Annotated in this window: 16 protein-coding genes; 11 read left to right on the top strand and 5 right to left on the bottom strand. The window is 36.9% G+C overall.

The window, feature by feature from the left end:
- Positions 1-43: 43 nt before the first annotated feature.
- The 3 genes from LB467_RS12915 (at position 44) to LB467_RS12905 (ending at position 4,419) form a co-directional block, all read left to right on the top strand.
- Positions 44-1,678, top strand: coding sequence for a CTP synthase (locus tag LB467_RS12915; RefSeq protein ID WP_224474458.1), 1,635 nt, complete (start codon positions 44-46; stop codon positions 1,676-1,678).
- Positions 1,679-1,730: 52 nt separating this feature from the next.
- Entirely contained in the window at positions 1,731-3,596 is a 1,866-nt protein-coding gene (gene yidC / locus LB467_RS12910; protein ID WP_224474457.1) for a membrane protein insertase YidC, read from the top strand.
- 676 nt (positions 3,597-4,272) lie between these two features.
- Entirely contained in the window at positions 4,273-4,419 is a 147-nt protein-coding gene (locus tag LB467_RS12905) for a hypothetical protein (protein WP_224474456.1), read from the top strand.
- Between the two features lie 50 nt (positions 4,420-4,469).
- On the opposite strand, the gene LB467_RS12900 is transcribed toward LB467_RS12905, so the two are convergent.
- Positions 4,470-5,111, bottom strand: coding sequence for a protein-L-isoaspartate(D-aspartate) O-methyltransferase (locus LB467_RS12900; RefSeq protein ID WP_224474470.1), 642 nt, complete (start codon positions 5,109-5,111; stop codon positions 4,470-4,472).
- Positions 5,112-5,247: 136 nt separating this feature from the next.
- Here LB467_RS12900 and LB467_RS12895 point away from each other — a divergent pair, with 136 nt between their 5' ends.
- The 7 genes from LB467_RS12895 to miaA all read left to right on the top strand — a co-directional run bounded on the left by LB467_RS12895 (position 5,248) and on the right by miaA (position 12,529).
- Positions 5,248-6,213, top strand: a complete 966-nt coding sequence (locus LB467_RS12895; RefSeq protein ID WP_224474455.1) for a Gfo/Idh/MocA family protein — start codon at positions 5,248-5,250, stop codon at positions 6,211-6,213.
- Between the two features lie 69 nt (positions 6,214-6,282).
- The gene (locus LB467_RS12890; RefSeq protein ID WP_224474454.1) at positions 6,283-7,170 is read left to right on the top strand and encodes a 3-hydroxyacyl-CoA dehydrogenase family protein; all 888 of its coding nucleotides are present in this window, start codon (positions 6,283-6,285) and stop codon (positions 7,168-7,170) included.
- 245 nt (positions 7,171-7,415) lie between these two features.
- Positions 7,416-8,660: a DUF1015 domain-containing protein gene (locus LB467_RS12885; RefSeq protein WP_224474453.1), complete on the top strand. Its 1,245-nt coding sequence runs from the start codon at positions 7,416-7,418 to the stop codon at positions 8,658-8,660.
- Positions 8,661-8,671: 11 nt separating this feature from the next.
- A complete protein-coding gene (locus LB467_RS12880; RefSeq protein ID WP_224474452.1) occupies positions 8,672-9,325 on the top strand; it encodes a YggS family pyridoxal phosphate-dependent enzyme in 654 nt (217 codons plus the stop codon).
- Positions 9,326-9,346: 21 nt separating this feature from the next.
- The gene (locus tag LB467_RS12875; protein ID WP_224474451.1) at positions 9,347-10,720 is read left to right on the top strand and encodes an exonuclease domain-containing protein; all 1,374 of its coding nucleotides are present in this window, start codon (positions 9,347-9,349) and stop codon (positions 10,718-10,720) included.
- A gap of 65 nt (positions 10,721-10,785) precedes the next feature.
- Positions 10,786-11,616 carry an ion transporter gene (locus tag LB467_RS12870; RefSeq protein WP_224474450.1) on the top strand — a complete coding sequence of 277 codons (831 nt, stop codon included), beginning with the start codon at positions 10,786-10,788 and terminating at the stop codon, positions 11,614-11,616.
- Complete coding sequence (gene miaA / locus LB467_RS12865; protein ID WP_224474449.1) at positions 11,609-12,529, top strand: tRNA (adenosine(37)-N6)-dimethylallyltransferase MiaA; 921 nt, start codon at positions 11,609-11,611, stop codon at positions 12,527-12,529. Before LB467_RS12870 ends, miaA begins: the two co-directional genes overlap by 8 nt.
- Before the next feature lie 298 nt (positions 12,530-12,827).
- Here miaA and LB467_RS12860 read toward each other — a convergent pair whose 3' ends face one another.
- Complete coding sequence (locus LB467_RS12860) at positions 12,828-13,403, bottom strand: DJ-1/PfpI family protein (protein WP_224474448.1); 576 nt, start codon at positions 13,401-13,403, stop codon at positions 12,828-12,830.
- A 484-nt stretch (positions 13,404-13,887) separates the two neighbouring features.
- On the opposite strand from LB467_RS12860, the gene LB467_RS12855 reads away from it, so the two are divergent.
- Positions 13,888-14,967 (top strand): Gfo/Idh/MocA family protein, encoded by a 1,080-nt coding sequence (locus LB467_RS12855; protein ID WP_224474447.1) that lies wholly within the window; start codon positions 13,888-13,890, stop codon positions 14,965-14,967.
- On the opposite strand, the gene LB467_RS12850 is transcribed toward LB467_RS12855, so the two are convergent.
- From LB467_RS12850 to LB467_RS12840, 3 genes are all read right to left on the bottom strand, one after another.
- Entirely contained in the window at positions 14,968-16,074 is a 1,107-nt protein-coding gene (locus LB467_RS12850) for a sensor histidine kinase (protein WP_224474446.1), read from the bottom strand.
- 10 nt (positions 16,075-16,084) lie between these two features.
- Positions 16,085-16,849: a LytR/AlgR family response regulator transcription factor gene (locus LB467_RS12845; RefSeq protein ID WP_224474445.1), complete on the bottom strand. Its 765-nt coding sequence runs from the start codon at positions 16,847-16,849 to the stop codon at positions 16,085-16,087.
- Between the two features lie 260 nt (positions 16,850-17,109).
- Positions 17,110-17,664 (bottom strand): hypothetical protein, encoded by a 555-nt coding sequence (locus LB467_RS12840; protein WP_224474444.1) that lies wholly within the window; start codon positions 17,662-17,664, stop codon positions 17,110-17,112.
- Between the last annotated feature and the right edge of the window lie 185 nt (positions 17,665-17,849).

Below are 17,849 nucleotides of genomic sequence, written 5' to 3'. Positions count from 1 at the left end.
AATTTAGCGCCCTGAATTAAACAACGCAACAAACACTTCAAAGATGGCCGAAACCAAGTATATTTTTGTCACCGGCGGCGTTTCTTCTTCCCTCGGAAAAGGGATTATAGCAGCTTCACTGGCAAAATTATTACAAGCGCGTGGATTTAGAACCACTATTCAGAAACTTGACCCCTACATTAACGTTGATCCCGGCACATTAAATCCCTACGAACATGGCGAATGCTATGTTACCGAAGATGGTGCCGAAACCGATCTTGACCTTGGCCATTACGAGCGTTTTTTAAACGTAAATACTTCCCAGGCGAATAATGTAACTACCGGCCGTATTTACCAAAGTGTTATTGATAAGGAACGCCGTGGAGAATTTTTAGGAAAGACCGTACAGGTGGTTCCGCATATTACTAATGAAATTAAAGATCGCATCCAGATTCTTGGCCAAAATGGCGATTACGATATTGTAATTACTGAAATTGGCGGAACCGTAGGCGATATAGAATCCTTACCATACATTGAAGCAGTAAGACAGTTAAAATGGGAATTAGGCGATGAGAACGCCTTGATTATACATCTTACGCTTGTCCCCTATCTTGCTGCTGCAGGAGAACTTAAAACCAAACCAACCCAGCACAGTGTAAAAACTTTGATGGAAAGTGGACTTAAAGCCGATATCCTGGTTTGTAGAACCGAGCATGAACTTTCAGATGATATTCGGCGTAAACTGGCTATTTTCTGCAATGTTCGCCAGGAAGCGGTAATTCAAAGTATTGATGCGGCTACCATCTACGATGTTCCAAATTTAATGTTGAAAGAAGGACTCGATACAGTAACCCTGAAGAAATTACATCTACCCGATGAAACCACTCCAAATTTAGATAGATGGAACCAGTTTTTAGATCGGCATAAAAACCCTAAAGCTGAAATTACTATCGGTTTAATTGGAAAATATGTTGAGCTACAGGATTCTTATAAATCCATTCTTGAATCATTTATTCACGCAGGCGCAGAAAATGAAGTGAAGGTAAATGTAGAAAGTATTCATTCAGAATTTATAAATGAAAATACCATAGACCATAAATTTGCGAATTTAGCCGGAGTTTTGGTTGCTCCCGGGTTTGGGGAACGTGGTGTTGAAGGAAAAATAGACGCTGTAAAGTATGCACGGGAACACAATTTGCCATTTTTAGGTATTTGTTTGGGAATGCAAATGGCAGTTATTGAATTTGCCAGAAACGTATTAAAGTTAAAAACTGCCAATTCTACCGAAATGGATTCTAAAACTAAACACCCGGTTATAGACCTCATGGAAGAACAAAAAGAGATCACTCACAAAGGCGGAACAATGCGACTTGGTGCCTGGGATTGCAAACTTACAGAAGGTTCTAAAATCCAAAAAGCCTACGGCAAAACAGAGATCAAAGAAAGACATCGTCATCGTTACGAATACAATAATAAATACAGGGAAGAATTGGAAAAAGCAGGAATGCTTAGCACGGGAATAAACCCTGAAACCGGACTGGTAGAAGTTATAGAATTAAAAGAACATCCCTGGTTCGTGGGGGTTCAATATCACCCGGAATACAAAAGTACGGTTGCCACTCCGCATCCGGTTTTTATCGCCTTTATAAAAGCGGCTTACGATTTTTCGAAAAAAAGAAAAAATGCCAGTCTGGCATAAAAATAAAAATGGCCGACTTATTGACCAAAAGCAAGTTATAGTTTAGAAAAGCATGGAAGAAAAGAAATTTGATGTTCAGTCCTTAATTGGATTTATACTTATTGGTGGAATTTTACTTTGGATGTTGTACACCAACACTCCTGCCGAAGACGAGGTAAAACCACAACAGGAAACCGAGCAGGTAGAAGTTCCTGAAAATACCGATTCTAATCAACCGCCACAACAACAGGAAACGCAAACTCCTGGAGCAGATTCTACTGCCCTTGCGCAGGCTCGTGAGCGTTTAGGTGCATTTGGTTATTCGGCCAGTCTTCCATCGGCTACAGAAAATACGACCACAATTTCCAACGATGTTTTAGAGCTTAAAATTGATAATAAAGGTGGTTATATTTCAGAAGCAAGATTAACGAATTTCAAGACCTTCGATTCTATTCCGGTTTATTTAATTAAAGACGGAAATGCCTCCTTCAACATTAATTTTACTACTACAGACGGTAGAACCTTAGACACCGAAAACCTTTATTTTGAACCTGAAGTAACCCAAAGCGGAGATAACCAGATTATCTCTATGAAGCTGAAAGTTTCAGAAAACGAATTCCTTGAATACCGCTATGTTCTGAAACCGGGAGAGTATATGCTGGATTTCAGCATTAGATCTCAGGGACTAAGTAATGTGTTTAACAGCTCCAGGGATATTAATATGAACTGGCAGTTAAAAGGTTACCGCCACGCAAAAAGTATATCCTACGAAAATCGTTACACCGAACTGATTTACGAATATGATGATGGTGCCGATGATTATTTAGGCGGCGGTGATTTTGAAGAACAGGAAGATGAGAATATTACTTATGTTGCTTTTAAACAACACTTCTTCACCTCTATTTTACTAACCGATACTCCGTTTAAAAGAGGAAAATTTAATTCGCAGAACCTGGTTGAGGATGAAGAAATAGACACGGTTTATACCAAAAATTTTGCTGCACAATTGCCTTTGGAATTAAATGGCGGAGAGCTTAATTATAATATGAACTGGTATTATGGTCCTACAGATTATAAGATTCTAAACGATTATGACCGTAACCTGGATGAAGTTGTACCCTTAGGTTGGGGAATCTTTGGCTGGATCAATAAGTATGTATTTATACCGTTTTTTGCATTTTTAAGTGGAGTTTTACCTAGTTATGGTATCGCTATTATTGTAATGACTATTGTAGTACGTATCGTGCTTTCTCCGGTTACTTATAAATCTTATCTCTCACAAGCTAAAATGAAGGTTTTAAGACCTGAAATCAACGAGCTAAATGAGAAGTATAAGGACAATGCAATGAAAAAGCAGCAGGAAACCATGAAGCTGTACAGTAAAGCAGGAGCCAGCCCAATGAGCGGTTGCTTACCTGCCCTGATGCAAATTCCTGTTTTCTATGCCTTATTCCAGTTCTTCCCAAGTGCGTTCCAGTTAAGACAAAAAGGATTCCTTTGGGCAGACGATTTATCGAGTTATGATACTATTGCCGAATTACCATTCACAATCCCTTTTTATGGAGATCACGTGAGTTTATTTCCGATTTTAGCATCTGTAGCCATCTTTATTTATATGATGATGACCACGGGACAAAGTATGCAGCAAGCCCAGCAACCGGGAATGCCTAATATGAAATTCATAATGTACCTGTCGCCAATAATGATGTTGTTTTTCTTTAACAACTACGCAAGTGGACTTTCATTGTATTATTTTACCTCTAACTTGATTACCATCGGAATTATGTTGGTGATTAAATATGTGATTATTGATGAAGATAAAATTCACGCAAAAATCCAGGAGAACAAGAAAAAACCTAAAAAGCAAAACAAGTTCACCAAAAAGATGCAGGAAATGATGGAGCAGGCTGAACAGCAACAAAAACAAAAGAAAAAATAAGTTTCTGATTGAAAATTATAGAAAGAGGTTGCTTAAAAAGGTATCGTTTCGTCAAGCTGAACTCGTTTCAGCTTCTAACATGTTTTAATTGCCAAAATCTTAGATCCTGAACCAAGTTACCATTGACGTATTTTTAAAACCCTGATATTTAGGTTTGTTTTTTTATATTTTTATAATTCAAAAAGAAACTTACCTGGTTTGGAAGTTTCCTTTTTCATTTTTTGCGTGTATTCCTCTCACTGCGTTCGTCGGATACAAGTAAGCGAAACAAAACCCGCCTGAACGGACGGGCAGGAAGGGCGTCCTATGTGGAGGTGTTTTTTTGGCAACAAGGCCAAAAAACCGCAAATCAGCAGCTAAATTTTTTCCAGGGCCCCTCGACTCCACTCTGGACAAGCTTTCAAAAATTATTAACGCTGCTGATTTTCTACACTCACACACGGAGTTTAAAACTCGCTTTGCTCGAAAACGTCATTTTCCTCCGCTAGGTATTTTTTTTATCACGGGTCTCAGGATGACGAAGGATTGAAATAGCTTTTTTAATTCTTATCCCCCAACAAAGCCACAAACCGGAATTGTCTAAATTCGGTTTTATTGAATTGCTGAGATTTGAGAGCCTGCTTGTAATTTTGCCGCGTTACCAAAGTTTGGTATATTTAGTTATAAATTTTTCAGAATGGGCAGGAATACATCAATATCGCTCGGAAATAACTTTGAAGACGTTATAAACGAAGCTCTAGAAGCTGGGGAAAAAAGTAGATTTATTGATGATTTTGATCCAAAAGAACATCTAAAAAAACTTCAAGCCCCTAAAATGCATTGAACCAAATCAGTTCGGGTTAACGTAAAATGAACTTTTTAAACAACCTCTATTTAATTCTTATCCCCCAACAAAGGAACAAAGCGGAATTGTCCAAATTCGGTTTTATCGAATTCTTTAGGAGATTTTCTTATAAATAGGGTCATTGTTTGTACATCGTCGCCCACAGGAATTACCATTCTACCCCCAACTTTTAACTGTCCTAAGAGATCTTTAGGCACATAAGGCGCACCGGCAGTAACAATAATCTTATCAAAAGGAGCATAATCTGGTATTCCTTTATAACCATCGCCGAAACTAAGGTGTTTGGGACGATAACCTATTTTACTAAGAAAGGTTTTTGTCTTTTTGTAAAGTTCTCGTTGGCGTTCAATACTGTAAACTTTAGCACCCAATTCACATAACACAGCGGTTTGGTATCCGCTTCCGGTTCCTATTTCCAAAACCTTATCCCCTTTTTCTATTTCCAGTTTTTCGGTTTGAAAAGCTACCGTGTAAGGCTGTGAAATCGTCTGGTCTGCAGCAATGGGAAAAGCTTTGTCCTGATAGGCGTGATCTTCAAAACTGCTATCCATAAACAAATGTCGTGGAATTTTCCCAATCGCGTCTAAAACCGCCTTATCGGTAATTCCTTTTTTCTTTACAGTTTTTACTAATTGCTGCCTTTTCCCCTTATGTCTAAAGTTGTCTTCAATCACTTACTTGCCCGTTTAGGATACAAAAATACTCATAAGAAGTTAAAGTTGCCAAGTGAATTCGGGGGAGATTCCCCGGTTAATTGCTAAACTATTTGCAATCAAAATGCTATTTTTGTGAAAAATGCTAAAAAATATGTTGAAAGTTGGCGTGCTTGGTGCAGGACACTTAGGAAAGATACATTTAAAATTACTCAAACAATCTGAAAAATATGAGCTCGTAGGCTTTCACGATGCCAGTTTAGAAAATGCTGAAAAAGTTTCTGCTGAATTCGGTTATAAACATTTCGATTCTATAAATGACCTTATCGCAGCGGTAGATGTAGTAGATGTAGTAACTCCTACCCTCTCCCATTTTGAAGTCGCTAAAAAAGCGATTTCCGAAGGAAAACATCTTTTTATAGAAAAGCCCATCACCAACACTTTTGCTGAAGCAGAAGAACTTATCGCCTTAACCAAAAAACACGGTGTAAAAGGCCAGGTAGGCCACGTAGAACGTTTTAACCCGGCTTTCAGGGCTGTGGCTTCCAGGATTCAAAATCCTATGTTTATTGAAGCGCATCGCCTGGCAGAATTCAATCCACGCGGAACAGATGTCCCCGTGGTTTTAGATTTGATGATCCATGATATAGATGCAGTTCTAAGCGTTGTAAAATCCAAAGTAAAAAACATTAACGCCAGCGGAGTTTCGGTAATTAGTGACACTCCAGATATAGCTAACGCGAGAATAGAATTTGAAAACGGTTGTGTTGCTAATTTAACTGCCAGCCGGATTTCAATGAAAAATATGCGTAAATCAAGATTTTTTCAGCGTGATGCCTACATTTCGGTAGATTTTCTTGAGAAAAAATGCGAGGTTGTAAAAATGAAAGACGCTCCTGAAAATCCTGATGACTACGCAATGGTATTGCAGAATGCTGAAGGAGTTAAAAAGCAAATCTATTTTGATAATCCCGAAGTTTCTCCAAACAATGCCATTTTAGACGAACTGGAAACTTTTGCCGATGCCATAAATAATGATACCACTCCTATTGTAACGCTGGAACAGGGCGCGGAAGCATTGCGTGTTGCCAATGGAGTTATCGCCAGTTTTAGTAAATAATTTCATGTATTAATTACGATTAAGTTTCAGCATAATTTTGAACTTAATCTCATATAAAAACCACACAAAATGAAAAATATAGCAGTTATAGGAGCAGGAACTATGGGCAACGGAATCGCCCATACTTTTGCCCAGTTTGGATACCAGGTAAACCTAATAGATATTTTAGAAGAAAGTCTGGATAAAGGGATGAAAACTATTTCGGGAAATTTAGACCGAATGCTTTCCAAAGAAAAAATTAGCGAAGCCGATAAAGAAGCAACCCTTAACAACATTACTACGTTTACCGCTATTCCTGAAGGGGTTAAGGAAGTTGATCTTGTAGTTGAAGCCGCTACAGAAAATGAAGGGCTAAAACTTAAAATCTTTAAGCAACTGGACGAGAATTGTGCGGCTAAAACTATTTTAGCGAGTAATACTTCTTCAATTTCCATTACGAAAATCGCTTCTGTAGTTTCCAATCCGGAGCGTGTAATTGGTATGCATTTTATGAATCCGGTGCCAATTATGAAACTGGTAGAGATTATTCGCGGTTATAACACCAGCGATAAAGTTACCTCAACGATCATGGAACTTTCAGAGAAGCTGAATAAAGTTCCGGTTGAAGCTAACGATTACCCCGGTTTTGTAGCCAACCGAATTCTAATGCCAATGATAAACGAAGCGATTGAAACCTATTACAACGGTGTTGCTGGTGTTAAGGAGATCGATACGGTAATGAAATTAGGGATGGCGCACCCAATGGGACCTCTTCAATTAGCTGATTTTATTGGCCTTGATGTTTGCCATTCAATTCTAGAAGTGATGTATGAAGGTTTCAAGAATCCAAAATACGCACCTTGCCCATTATTGACCAATATGGTGATGGCGGGAAAACTGGGAATAAAATCCGGGGAAGGTTTCTATGATTATTCTGAGAGTAAAAAAGCAGAAAAGGTTTCTTCTCAATTTAGCTAAGTGCTAAAATATTTTGAGAAAGTAACTAAGAATTAAGTAACAAACTAACGAGGTTTTATATAAGGTTTTTTAAAACGTCATCCTGTCCCGAAGCTTCGGGATTGTTTCAGGATCTAAATTGTGTTTATTATAATTTGTTAAAATCCCGAAGTAATTCGGGATAAAGTCTGAAACAAGTTTGACAACATTTTAAATAGCATCATTTTAAAGCTCACATATAGTGAGTAGAATTTCAACAATAACTTTTGACAAAGATCCTTCCATTTAGAGCTGTTAGACCACAACGGGCCAAAGCCGGACTTGTAGCGACAAAGTCTTTTGAAGACTATACTGAAGCCGAAATAAGGGCGATTTTACAATATAATCCTTATTCATTTTTACATATTTTGAATCCGGGTTATAAGTTTCAGCACGAGATTACCGGAGGGCAGCGTTTCCAGATGGTAAAAAACCGTTACCTGGAATTCAAGGAAGAAAATTCGTTTATAAAAGATGACGAGCCGGCTTATTATCTTTATAAAATAGTGACCCGTGAAGATACCTGCTGCGGAATTATAGGCGCTGCCAGTGCCGAAGATTATGAAAATAATCTTATAAAAAGGCACGAAGATACCATAGCCCATCGCGAAACTTTGTTCAAGGATTACCTTAAAGTGGTGGGCTTTAATACCGAACCGGTGCTGCTCACCTACCCCGATAATTCTAAAATAAATGAGATTATTGACCAGGTAATGCAAACCCGGCCAGAATATGAGTTTGCCACTGCAAACCGGGAGATTCATTATCTGTGGAAAATAGATAAGGAAGATTTGCTCGAGCAAATTCAGGAAGAGTTCAGCCAGATGCCGCATTTGTATATTGCAGATGGTCACCATCGCTGCGCTTCCTCTTATTTGCTTGCTCAGGAATCCCGGGAAGCCAATCCCAATCATACCGGGAAAGAAGCTTATAATTTTTTTATGAGCTACCTTATTTCAGAAAGCAACCTCAAAATTCACGAATTCAGCAGGTTGATAACCGATTTAAATGGGCATACAAAAGAGGAATTTCTTATTCTACTCGATGAATTTTTCAGAATTGAAAATCACGGGATGCAGGTTTATAAACCCTCGCAAAAGCATCATTTTAATATGTATTTGGATGGGGAATTTTATTCTCTTTACTTGCGAAAAACAAACTATGATTTTGGTGATTCTTTGAGTAAATTAGATCCCTATATTCTCTATAAGAAAGTGCTTAAGCCAATTTTGGGAATTGAAGACCTTAGAAATGACAAGCGTATTTCTTATATTCACGGTAAAAACGATCTCATAGAACTTAAAACCCGTATAGATAAAGGTGAATTTGCGGTAGGTTTTGGGATGCTTCCGTTAAGCATTGAAGAGATTAGAGAAACAGCTGACGAAGGTTTAACCATGCCTCCAAAAAGCACCTATATTGAACCCAAACTTTTAAGCGGTTTAACCATCTACGAGTTTGAAAACAACTAAAAATTAATTGCATGGATATTGCAGAAAATATTAAAAGATTTAAAGAAGAACTACCTAAAGACGTTAACTTGATTGCTATTTCTAAAACCAAACCTCCGGAAGATATTTTTACAGCTTATCAGACTGGCCATAGACAATTTGGTGAGAATAAGATCCAGGAAATGACCGAGAAGTGGGAAAAACTCCCTAAGGATATTGAATGGCATATGGTAGGTCACGTACAGCGCAACAAGGTAAAATATATGGCACCCTATGTTTCGCTGATCCACGCAGTAGATAGTTTAAAATTATTGAAAGAAATAAATAAGGAAGCCGACAAAAACGGTCATTCTCTAGATTGCCTGCTGCAAATTAAAATTGCTGAAGAAGATAGCAAATATGGAATTTCAGCTGAAGAAGCCAAAGAGATTTTAGATTCAGAAGAATTTAAAAAGTTAGATCACGTTAACGTAAAGGGCCTTATGGGAATGGCCACTTTTACCGATGATGAAGCACAGGTAAAAAAAGAATTTGAACACTTAAAATCGGTTTTTGAAGATTTTAAAAAAGAATATTCTAATATGAATATCCTTTCTATGGGAATGAGCGGCGATTATAAGATTGCGGTAGATTCCGGTAGTAATATGGTTCGCATAGGAAGCGAAATTTTTGGAGCAAGAAATTAATTAAAGAAGCAGGAGCATTTTTTGTACGCAGTAGTAGACATAGAAACCACCGGTGGTAAATACAACGAAGAAGGAGTAACTGAAATTGCCATTTATAAGTTTGATGGCCTGAAAGTAGTAGACCAGTTTATAAGCCTTGTAAATCCCGAAAAGCCCATTCAGCCTTTTGTGGTGAACCTTACGGGCATTAATAATGATATGCTGCGCAATGCACCTAAATTCTACGAAGTCGCCAGGCGAATTGTAGAGATTACCCAGGATTGTGTTCTGGTAGCTCATAATGCGAAATTTGATTATCGAATTCTTCGCACCGAATTTAAAAGGCTGGGATTTGACTTTGAAAGAAGATCGCTTTGTACCGTAGAACTTTCCAAGAAACTTATTCCGGGGCAGGAGTCTTACAGTTTAGGAAAACTGGTTAAGGCCTTGGGAATTCCGTTAAGTGACAGGCACCGCGCCAGTGGTGATGCTCAAGCCACCGTAAAACTCTTTAAGATGCTACTTGCCAAGGATATTGAAAAGAATATCCTTAAAGATGCCGTAAAAATAGAACCAAAACGACAGGTAGATACCAGACTGGTTTATATTCTGGAAGATCTCCCGGGAATTACCGGCGTTTATTATTTTCATAATGAAGAAGGCGAGATTATCTACATTGGCAAAAGTAGAAATATAAAGAAACGGGTAACCCAGCATTTCACCAATGAGCACCACAAAGCCCGGCAACTGCAAAAAGAAGTTTCTTCGGTAAGTTTTGAAGCTACCGGAAATGAACTTGCAGCTCTGCTAAAGGAAAATCAGGAAATAAAACAAAATAAACCCAAGTATAACAAAGCTTTAAAAAAGAATATTTTTAGCCACGCGCTTTATCATTCTACCGATGAGCAGGGATATATTCATTTAAAGATTGCGCGAGCCGGGAAAAACAATAGTATAACTACTTTTTCTTCCTTAAAACGAGCTAAAAATGTGTTGGAACGGTGGGTAGAAAAATATGAACTCTGCCAAAAACTTTGCAGTCTCGAGAATGGCAAAGGAAATTGTTTTAACTATACTATAAAAAAATGTAGGGGTGCCTGTATAAAGGAAGAATCAGCTGAGTCTTACAATGAAAGAGTTAGGGCCTTGATAGATCGGCATTCCTATAAAAACCAACATATGCTGGTTATAGACCGCGGTCGTGATATAGATGAAAAAAGCGCTTTACTTGTTGAAGATGGCGAATTTAAAGGATATGGATATTTTAATTTAAACCACCAGATTAACAACATAGATATTATTAGATCTATAATAACTCCTATGAAAAACGACCGGGACGCGCAGCATATTATTCAAAGTTATTTACGTCGCAATTCCCGATTAAAAATTATTCAATTAGACCCGCTAACTAAATAAGCTTCAATTTTCTTAGATGCTACAGTAATTTATTTAAATTTGAATAATTCGTAAATCACTAATTTTTGGCGAAAACACAACCCAAACCAGGCTGGAAATCTAAAATCCACGAAATAATTTATGAAGCCGATACCCCGGCCGGTAAGTTTTTCGATGTAGCTTTACTGATAGTTATTCTTATTAGTATCGTTCTGGTAATGCTGGAAAGTGTGAGCTCCATTAATGTAAAATATTACTGGCATTTCTACATTGCCGAATGGATTATAACCCTAATATTTAGCATTGAATACATCTTACGAATTATCGCCATAAAAAAACCTAAGAACTATATTTTTAGCTTTTATGGGATTGTAGATTTACTTTCTACCATTCCAACTTACATTGCATTTATATTTGGTGGGCATAACTTACTATTTGCAGTTAGAGCCTTAAGGCTGCTAAGAGTTTTTAGAATTTTAAAGATCGCCCGTTACGTTGGGGAGTCTAATAGACTCTTACTGGCATTGCGAAACAGCCGACCTAAGATTATTGTATTCTTATTTGCAGTACTCATTATTTGTATTATTATGGGAACTTTAATGCATCTGGTGGAAGGTGAAAAAGGAGGTTTTGACAATATTCCCATCAGTATCTATTGGGCTATTGTAACCCTTACTACAGTGGGCTTTGGAGACATTTATCCCGTAACGCCATTTGGGCAGGTTATCGCCTCTTTTATTATGATTGTAGGTTATGGAATAATTGCCGTACCTACAGGGATTGTCACCTCAGAGATCACCAGGTCTCAAAAAAAGAAAATCCCTACCAATACGCAAGTTTGCCCGCATTGTAACGAAAGCAAGCATATAGATGATGCAGAATTTTGCCATAACTGCGGAAAGAAATTGAATGAATAATAATTACCTGCTTAATGTAGTTGGCCCTACCGCTATAGGCAAGACAGCCCTGGCTATTAAACTGGCAAAAAAGTTTAATACCGAAATAATTTCAGCCGATTCGCGGCAGTTTTATAAAGAAATGAGCATAGGTACTGCAGTCCCTTCAAAAAACGAATTACAAACGGCTAAACATCATTTTATTCAACATATTTCTATTGAAGAGGAATATAATGTTGGTGATTTTGAAGCTGAAGCAATCCAGAAATTAGAAGAAATTTTTCAAAATAACAGTTTTGCAGTAATGGTTGGCGGGAGTGGTTTGTACACCAAAAGTGTCTTGCAGGGCCTGGATTATTTCCCTGAAGTTCCTTCGGAAATTAGACAAAATCTTAACCTGAAGTTTAAAGAAGAAGGCCTGGTTCCTTTACAGGAACAATTACAAAAACTCGATCCCGAATATTATAAAACTGCCGATGTGGAAAATCCGCAGCGCGTAATTAGAGCCCTTGAGGTTTCTATAGGTACCGGAAAACCGTATTCTTCTTATCTAAACCGGCCTAAAAAACAGCGCAATTTTATTCCCATAAGTATAGGTTTAAGCGCTGATAGAGAAATAATCTATGAACGTATAAACCGTCGTGTAGATCTAATGATGGATGAAGGTTTGCTGCAGGAAGCTGAAACTCTATTCCCTAAACGCCAACTCAATGCCTTAAATACGGTAGGTTACAAAGAACTTTTCGAATTTCTAAAAGGAAAAGATTCCCTGGAAACCGCAGTTGCCGAGATCAAAAAAAATACCCGAAGATTCGCAAAAAGGCAACTTACCTGGTTTAGAAAAGACCCTGATATTCAGTGGTTCAATTTTCACACTCCGCCCGAAGAAATTCAACAATTCATTGAGGCAAAAATCATTAATTATGAAAGGTGATGGGTTATAAGTTAGAATAAACTGAAGTTATCTGAAAAGTCTAAATCGTCAGGCTGAACTTGTTTCAGCTTCTAACATGAATCAATTATCAACTTATTAGACCCTGAAACAAGTTCAGGATGACAACTTTTAAAACTTTTCAGAATGCCTCAATGAATTCAGCTTTGCTGAAGAAAAGGGTGGTTGAACCCGAAAAAAATAGTAGAAAATTCCAACAGAAACCCCTCCAGCCTACGGCCATCTCCTTTAAAATAAGGGGGGAGTAACTAAAAATTATAAAGTCCTTTAAAAACCTCTGTTAAATTTCAATTTTTGCTCCCAGAAGCTTTACAAACTCCCTGATAAAAGCTGAATGACCTGGCCAGGCTGGTGAAGTCACCAAATTACCATCTACAACCGCTTCAGTTGGATTTACCTCTTTGTACGTCCCTCCTACCAGTTCTATTTCCGGGCCTATGGTTGGGTAAGCAGTAAGCGTTCTTCCTTCCAAAACCTTTGCAACCGTAAGAATTTGAATAGCATGGCAAATAGAAGCTACCGGCTTATCCTTTTCAAAGAAATGTTTAGTAATTTCAATTACTTTTTTATTCAACCTAAGATATTCCGGGGCACGGCCGCCGGCCATTACAAAACCTGCATAGTCTTCTACATTTACATCGTCAAATGAATAATTGAGCTCAAATAAGTGTCCGGGTTTTTCGGTGTAAGTCTGGTCTCCTTCAAAATCGTGAATGGCGGTTTTAATTTTATCGCCTTTTTTCTTATCGGGGCAAACAGTATGTACGGTGTAGCCCAACATTACCAGCATTTGGTAAGGAACCATAGTTTCGTAATCTTCAGCAAAATCTCCGGTTAAAAAGAGTATTTTTTTCATAATAATTTTGGTTTTATTTCTAATTATATTTTAATTATTCTTGTTGTTCATTTTTTCCATTGATGAAAAAACGAACCAAAATAATCTAGGCTTACGAAACTTTATTTAAATTATTGTTCGACACCTAAATTTTAGGAACTCGCTACTTTAATTTAACTGAAAAGAAAAATACGTTAAGTTCAGACAGCCAAAAAATTTCCGGTGACTTCACTTCAAATTTCGCAATAAATTTTCGATAGGCCACTAAATCAAAACTTCAGTAATAATTCCTTTAAATCGGAAATAAGTTCCTAATTCCTTAATGGATCTAAATTCAAAAAAATAGTAAAAATGTATAGGAGCTGTTGTTTTGATTTATTTTTAAGTTAATAAAATTCAGCCTAAGCAGTAGGTATCAGCTTTTAAAAAATAGTTAAAAATGAAATTTGAAGGCTGATTTTAAGAAAGCTTGAGTAACTTTTGGGTTCAGCCAAAAAACATAAATATGCAAGATCGCAGGACATTCATTAAAAAATCAGGATTATTTATTGCCGCCAGTACATTACCAATCCCCAATTTTTTGCTTCCGAATAAAGAGAAACTGGGGGTAGCCCTGGTAGGATTGGGTAATTACAGCACCGGCCAATTAGCTCCTGCACTGCAGGAAACCGATTATTGTGAGCTGAGAGGCATTGTAACAGGAAGCCCTGAAAAAATCCCTGTTTGGCAAAAGAAATACGGCATAAAAGATCAAAATGTCTATAATTATGATAATATGGATGACATTGCCAACAACGATGAGATAGATGTGATCTATATTGTTTTACCTACCGGTTTACACGCCGAATATGCGATTAAAGCAGCAAACACAGGGAAACACGTTTGGTGCGAAAAACCAATGGCTAAAACTGCCGAGGAATGCCGGCAGATGATTGAGGCCTGCAATAAAAACGGGGTAAAGCTTTCTATTGGTTACCGGATGCAACACGAAGAAAATACCCAAACCATAATGAAATGGGCAGAAACCAAACCTTTTGGTAAGATGAAAAGTCTAAAAGCTGAATCAGGGTATTACGGCGACCCAATGAATCCCTGGAAATTGAACAAAGAAATGGGTGGCGGAGCTATGTATGACATGGGCGTATATCCTTTAAATGCTGCGAGATATACCACCGGTTTAGAACCAATTTCTGTAAGTGCTACCCATACTACCAACCGACCTGAAATATTTACCGAAGTTGATGAAACCACTATTTTTAATCTTGAATTTCCAAATGGAATTACTGCCGATTGCAGAACCAGTTTTGGGGAAAGTATGAATAACCTTGAAATAGATTGTGAAGATGGATGGTATTATTTAAGGCCATTTCAATCCTATTCCGGAGTAAAAGGAAAAGCCAGTGATGGTACTATTTTACCTCCATTTGGGAAAAATCAGCAGGCCGTGCAAATGGATGATGATGCCCTGGCGATTATTAAGGATAAAAAAGTGATGGTTCCCGGAGAAGACGGTTTAAAAGACATTGTAATACTTGAAAAGATCTATGAATCTGCCGGTAAAAACGGGGAACGCTTAAGTCTATAATCAGGTTTTGGAAAAGGGAATCTTTATAAGAGTTTCCACTCCAGCCTCTATATTACGAATTTTAAATTGGGCTTTTTCACCATAAAAAGTAAATAAACGATCGCGAATATTAGAAATTCCAACACCTTTATTTAATAAAGCTTCCTGTTTTTCGGTGAGTGATTTTCCATTATTATAAACACTTAGCACTAAATAATTTTTCTCTTTGAAAATATTAATTTCGATTTTGAGATGTATGTTATGGTAGGAATAACCGTGCTTTACCGAATTCTCAATAATGGGCTGTAAAATGAGAGATGGTACTACATGATCTAATAGACTTTCATCTATATTTTTTTCAACCTTTAAATGATCTGAAAACCTCAGTGTGAGAATATTTAGATAATAATCCAGCATTCGTAGTTCCTTTCTTAAACTCACCTTATAATTTTCGCCACTATATAAAATCTCCCGAAGTAAATCGCTAAGATCGGCAATAGTATCCTGGGCTTTTTTAGCATCCAATTCTACCAAAACCGAAATTGAATTAAGCGTATTAAACAAAAAATGGGGCTGAAGTTGAGATGATAACATTTTCATACGGGTGTTGGTAAGTTGAGATTCCAGCTGCGTTTTTTGCTTTTCAGCTTCTTTAACCTGTTTCAGGTAATAATACGTATAGATGATAAAAATCATCGCAAAATAGATGAGGAAATTAAGGTCTATCACGAAAATCATTCGGTCTATGCTGGCTTTTACACTATAATCGGCAAAATTCATTCGGCCCAGCAGGATTCCGTGTAAATCGAAAAAAAACCGAATTACAAAACCTATTAAGATTGACAACAAAGTATGCAGTAAAAAAATCCTGGTCCAGGAATAATTTTTATTCAGTAAACGCTTTGTACTAATAGCAATTAGAGTCATATAAGTTACTACGATAATCCAGTCTATAAGCAAATTGTGAAAAATAATGTCGTGCCAGGATTCCATTATTTCCTTATAAACAAAGACACGCATATATGCCAGTTTGCCAATATATACTAGATTGAAAAGAGTATAAAAAGCTGCTAAAAGCAAAATAAGCTTTACATCTATATATTTATTCTTTAAGGCTGAAAGGCTCATCGCTTGGGTTTTAAATTCCGAGTTTATCAAACAATTCTTTTTTATTGGATTTACTGATGTGCAATAATTTATTATCCTTCATCCTAACGTCTACTTCAGAATAGTTTGAATGAACAATTTCTTTGATATGATTTAGATTGATGATAGCCGAACGATGAATTCTGAAAAATGCGTGATTTTTAAAAAAATCATCCAGATTGTTTAATGATTCCCGCAGCACGTATTTCTTATTTTCAGTAAAAATTTCAGCATAATATCCCGAAGCGCAGATGTAATAAATATCTTCAGGTTTTAGTAAAACAGTTTTATTTCCCTGTCTAACCGGTAGCTTTAAAGAGATATTTGAAGTTTCCTGGTCTTTACTATAAACTTCAAATAAAGTTTGCAGACGTTTCTCAAAATTATCCTGAGCTTCCCGATGCGAAATGTTTAGCACCTTTTTTATAGTTTTAAAAAAACGCTCGTCCCTGAATGGTTTTAGCAAAAAATCAAAAGCATCTACATCAAAAGCTTTAATCGCATAATTATCGTAGGCCGTCACGAAAACAACCACCGGTTTTGGGTTTACATTAAGTTTCTGTAAAACTTCAAAACCATTCATATCTTTCATACTAATATCAAGGAAAACAAGCTCAGGTTTGAGCTTATTGATTTGCGAAATTGCAGATTTCCCATTAGAACACTCTCCCAGGACTTCAATTTCATTCACTTCAGCCAATAAGTTAAGCACTCTTCTTCGAGCAAGTTCTTCGTCGTCTACCACAAGTGCTTTCATAATTGTTACATTTGAGATTCACCCATCTAATTTAGAACTATTTTTTCTTGTTGAATATACTTTTCACACACAAACAATTGAAAACAAGCGATCTGAGATGGATGAACCCCCTTAATTATGCAGTAAGTCATTTACTTTTTGAAGTAAATGATCCTTTAATAGAAGTAAAGGGCATAAGAAAATGCCTGTAAAGTTTTTAGGGAGCTTCATTGGAATCGAAGCTTATACCTTACAGACATTCTTTTTTAGATTTAAAGAAATTACATTCCCGCAACACGTTCTTCCCCGATTTTCTTAGGATCAATTTTTATGATCTTAGACTTACCATTTTTCACAACTTTAATTCGATATAGTTCTTTTTCCAGCAGGTCTCTCTTTCCCTTGGCTTTGTACGTATTCTTTACCATACTCCAACCTTCGGTTTGCCTCCATAATTCATTTCTTACCGCTAATGGCAATAGGAAATCATTAAAAAGTTGCCGGGTTCGATTTAACTCTCCGTCTTTGGAATAATTGGCTTCAAGAAAACCTTTATCGGAAGAAAAGCGCACCAGATAAGTATCGTAGTCTTTATCTTTCACTTGTTCTATAAAGCTAGTAATATCAAAATAAGACTCAATAAAACCCATAGGATTTTTCGTGAAATCTTTGGCGAAACCATCGTTCACTTCGTATCGATATTCATCGGGATTATCGGTTTCGGTGAGAATAATTGGGGAAAATCCAATTTTGGTTTCTTCCAGTTCAGTAATTCCCTGAGCCTGGCTACTAATGCTCAAGCCCATAAGGATCAAAATAACAGCTAATGTTTTCATAACAATTAATTTTAGGATTTATAGATGGTTTAGGTACAAGCTTGCATTTAATTATACCCTAAAATTAATGAGCAATGTAGGTGAAATTCTCACTTATGATTTAAACCGCATTTTTTTGATAATGAGTAGTTAGAAAGTTGATGTATAACGTATTTCTTTTTCTATACAAGCTGTCTAAATTCAGT

The organism is Salegentibacter tibetensis, from assembly GCF_020164485.1.
Classification (GTDB): Bacteria; Bacteroidota; Bacteroidia; order Flavobacteriales; family Flavobacteriaceae; genus Salegentibacter; species Salegentibacter tibetensis.
Note: the sequence above shows the minus strand (reverse complement) of the source record. Positions and strands in the feature narration are given on the sequence as shown.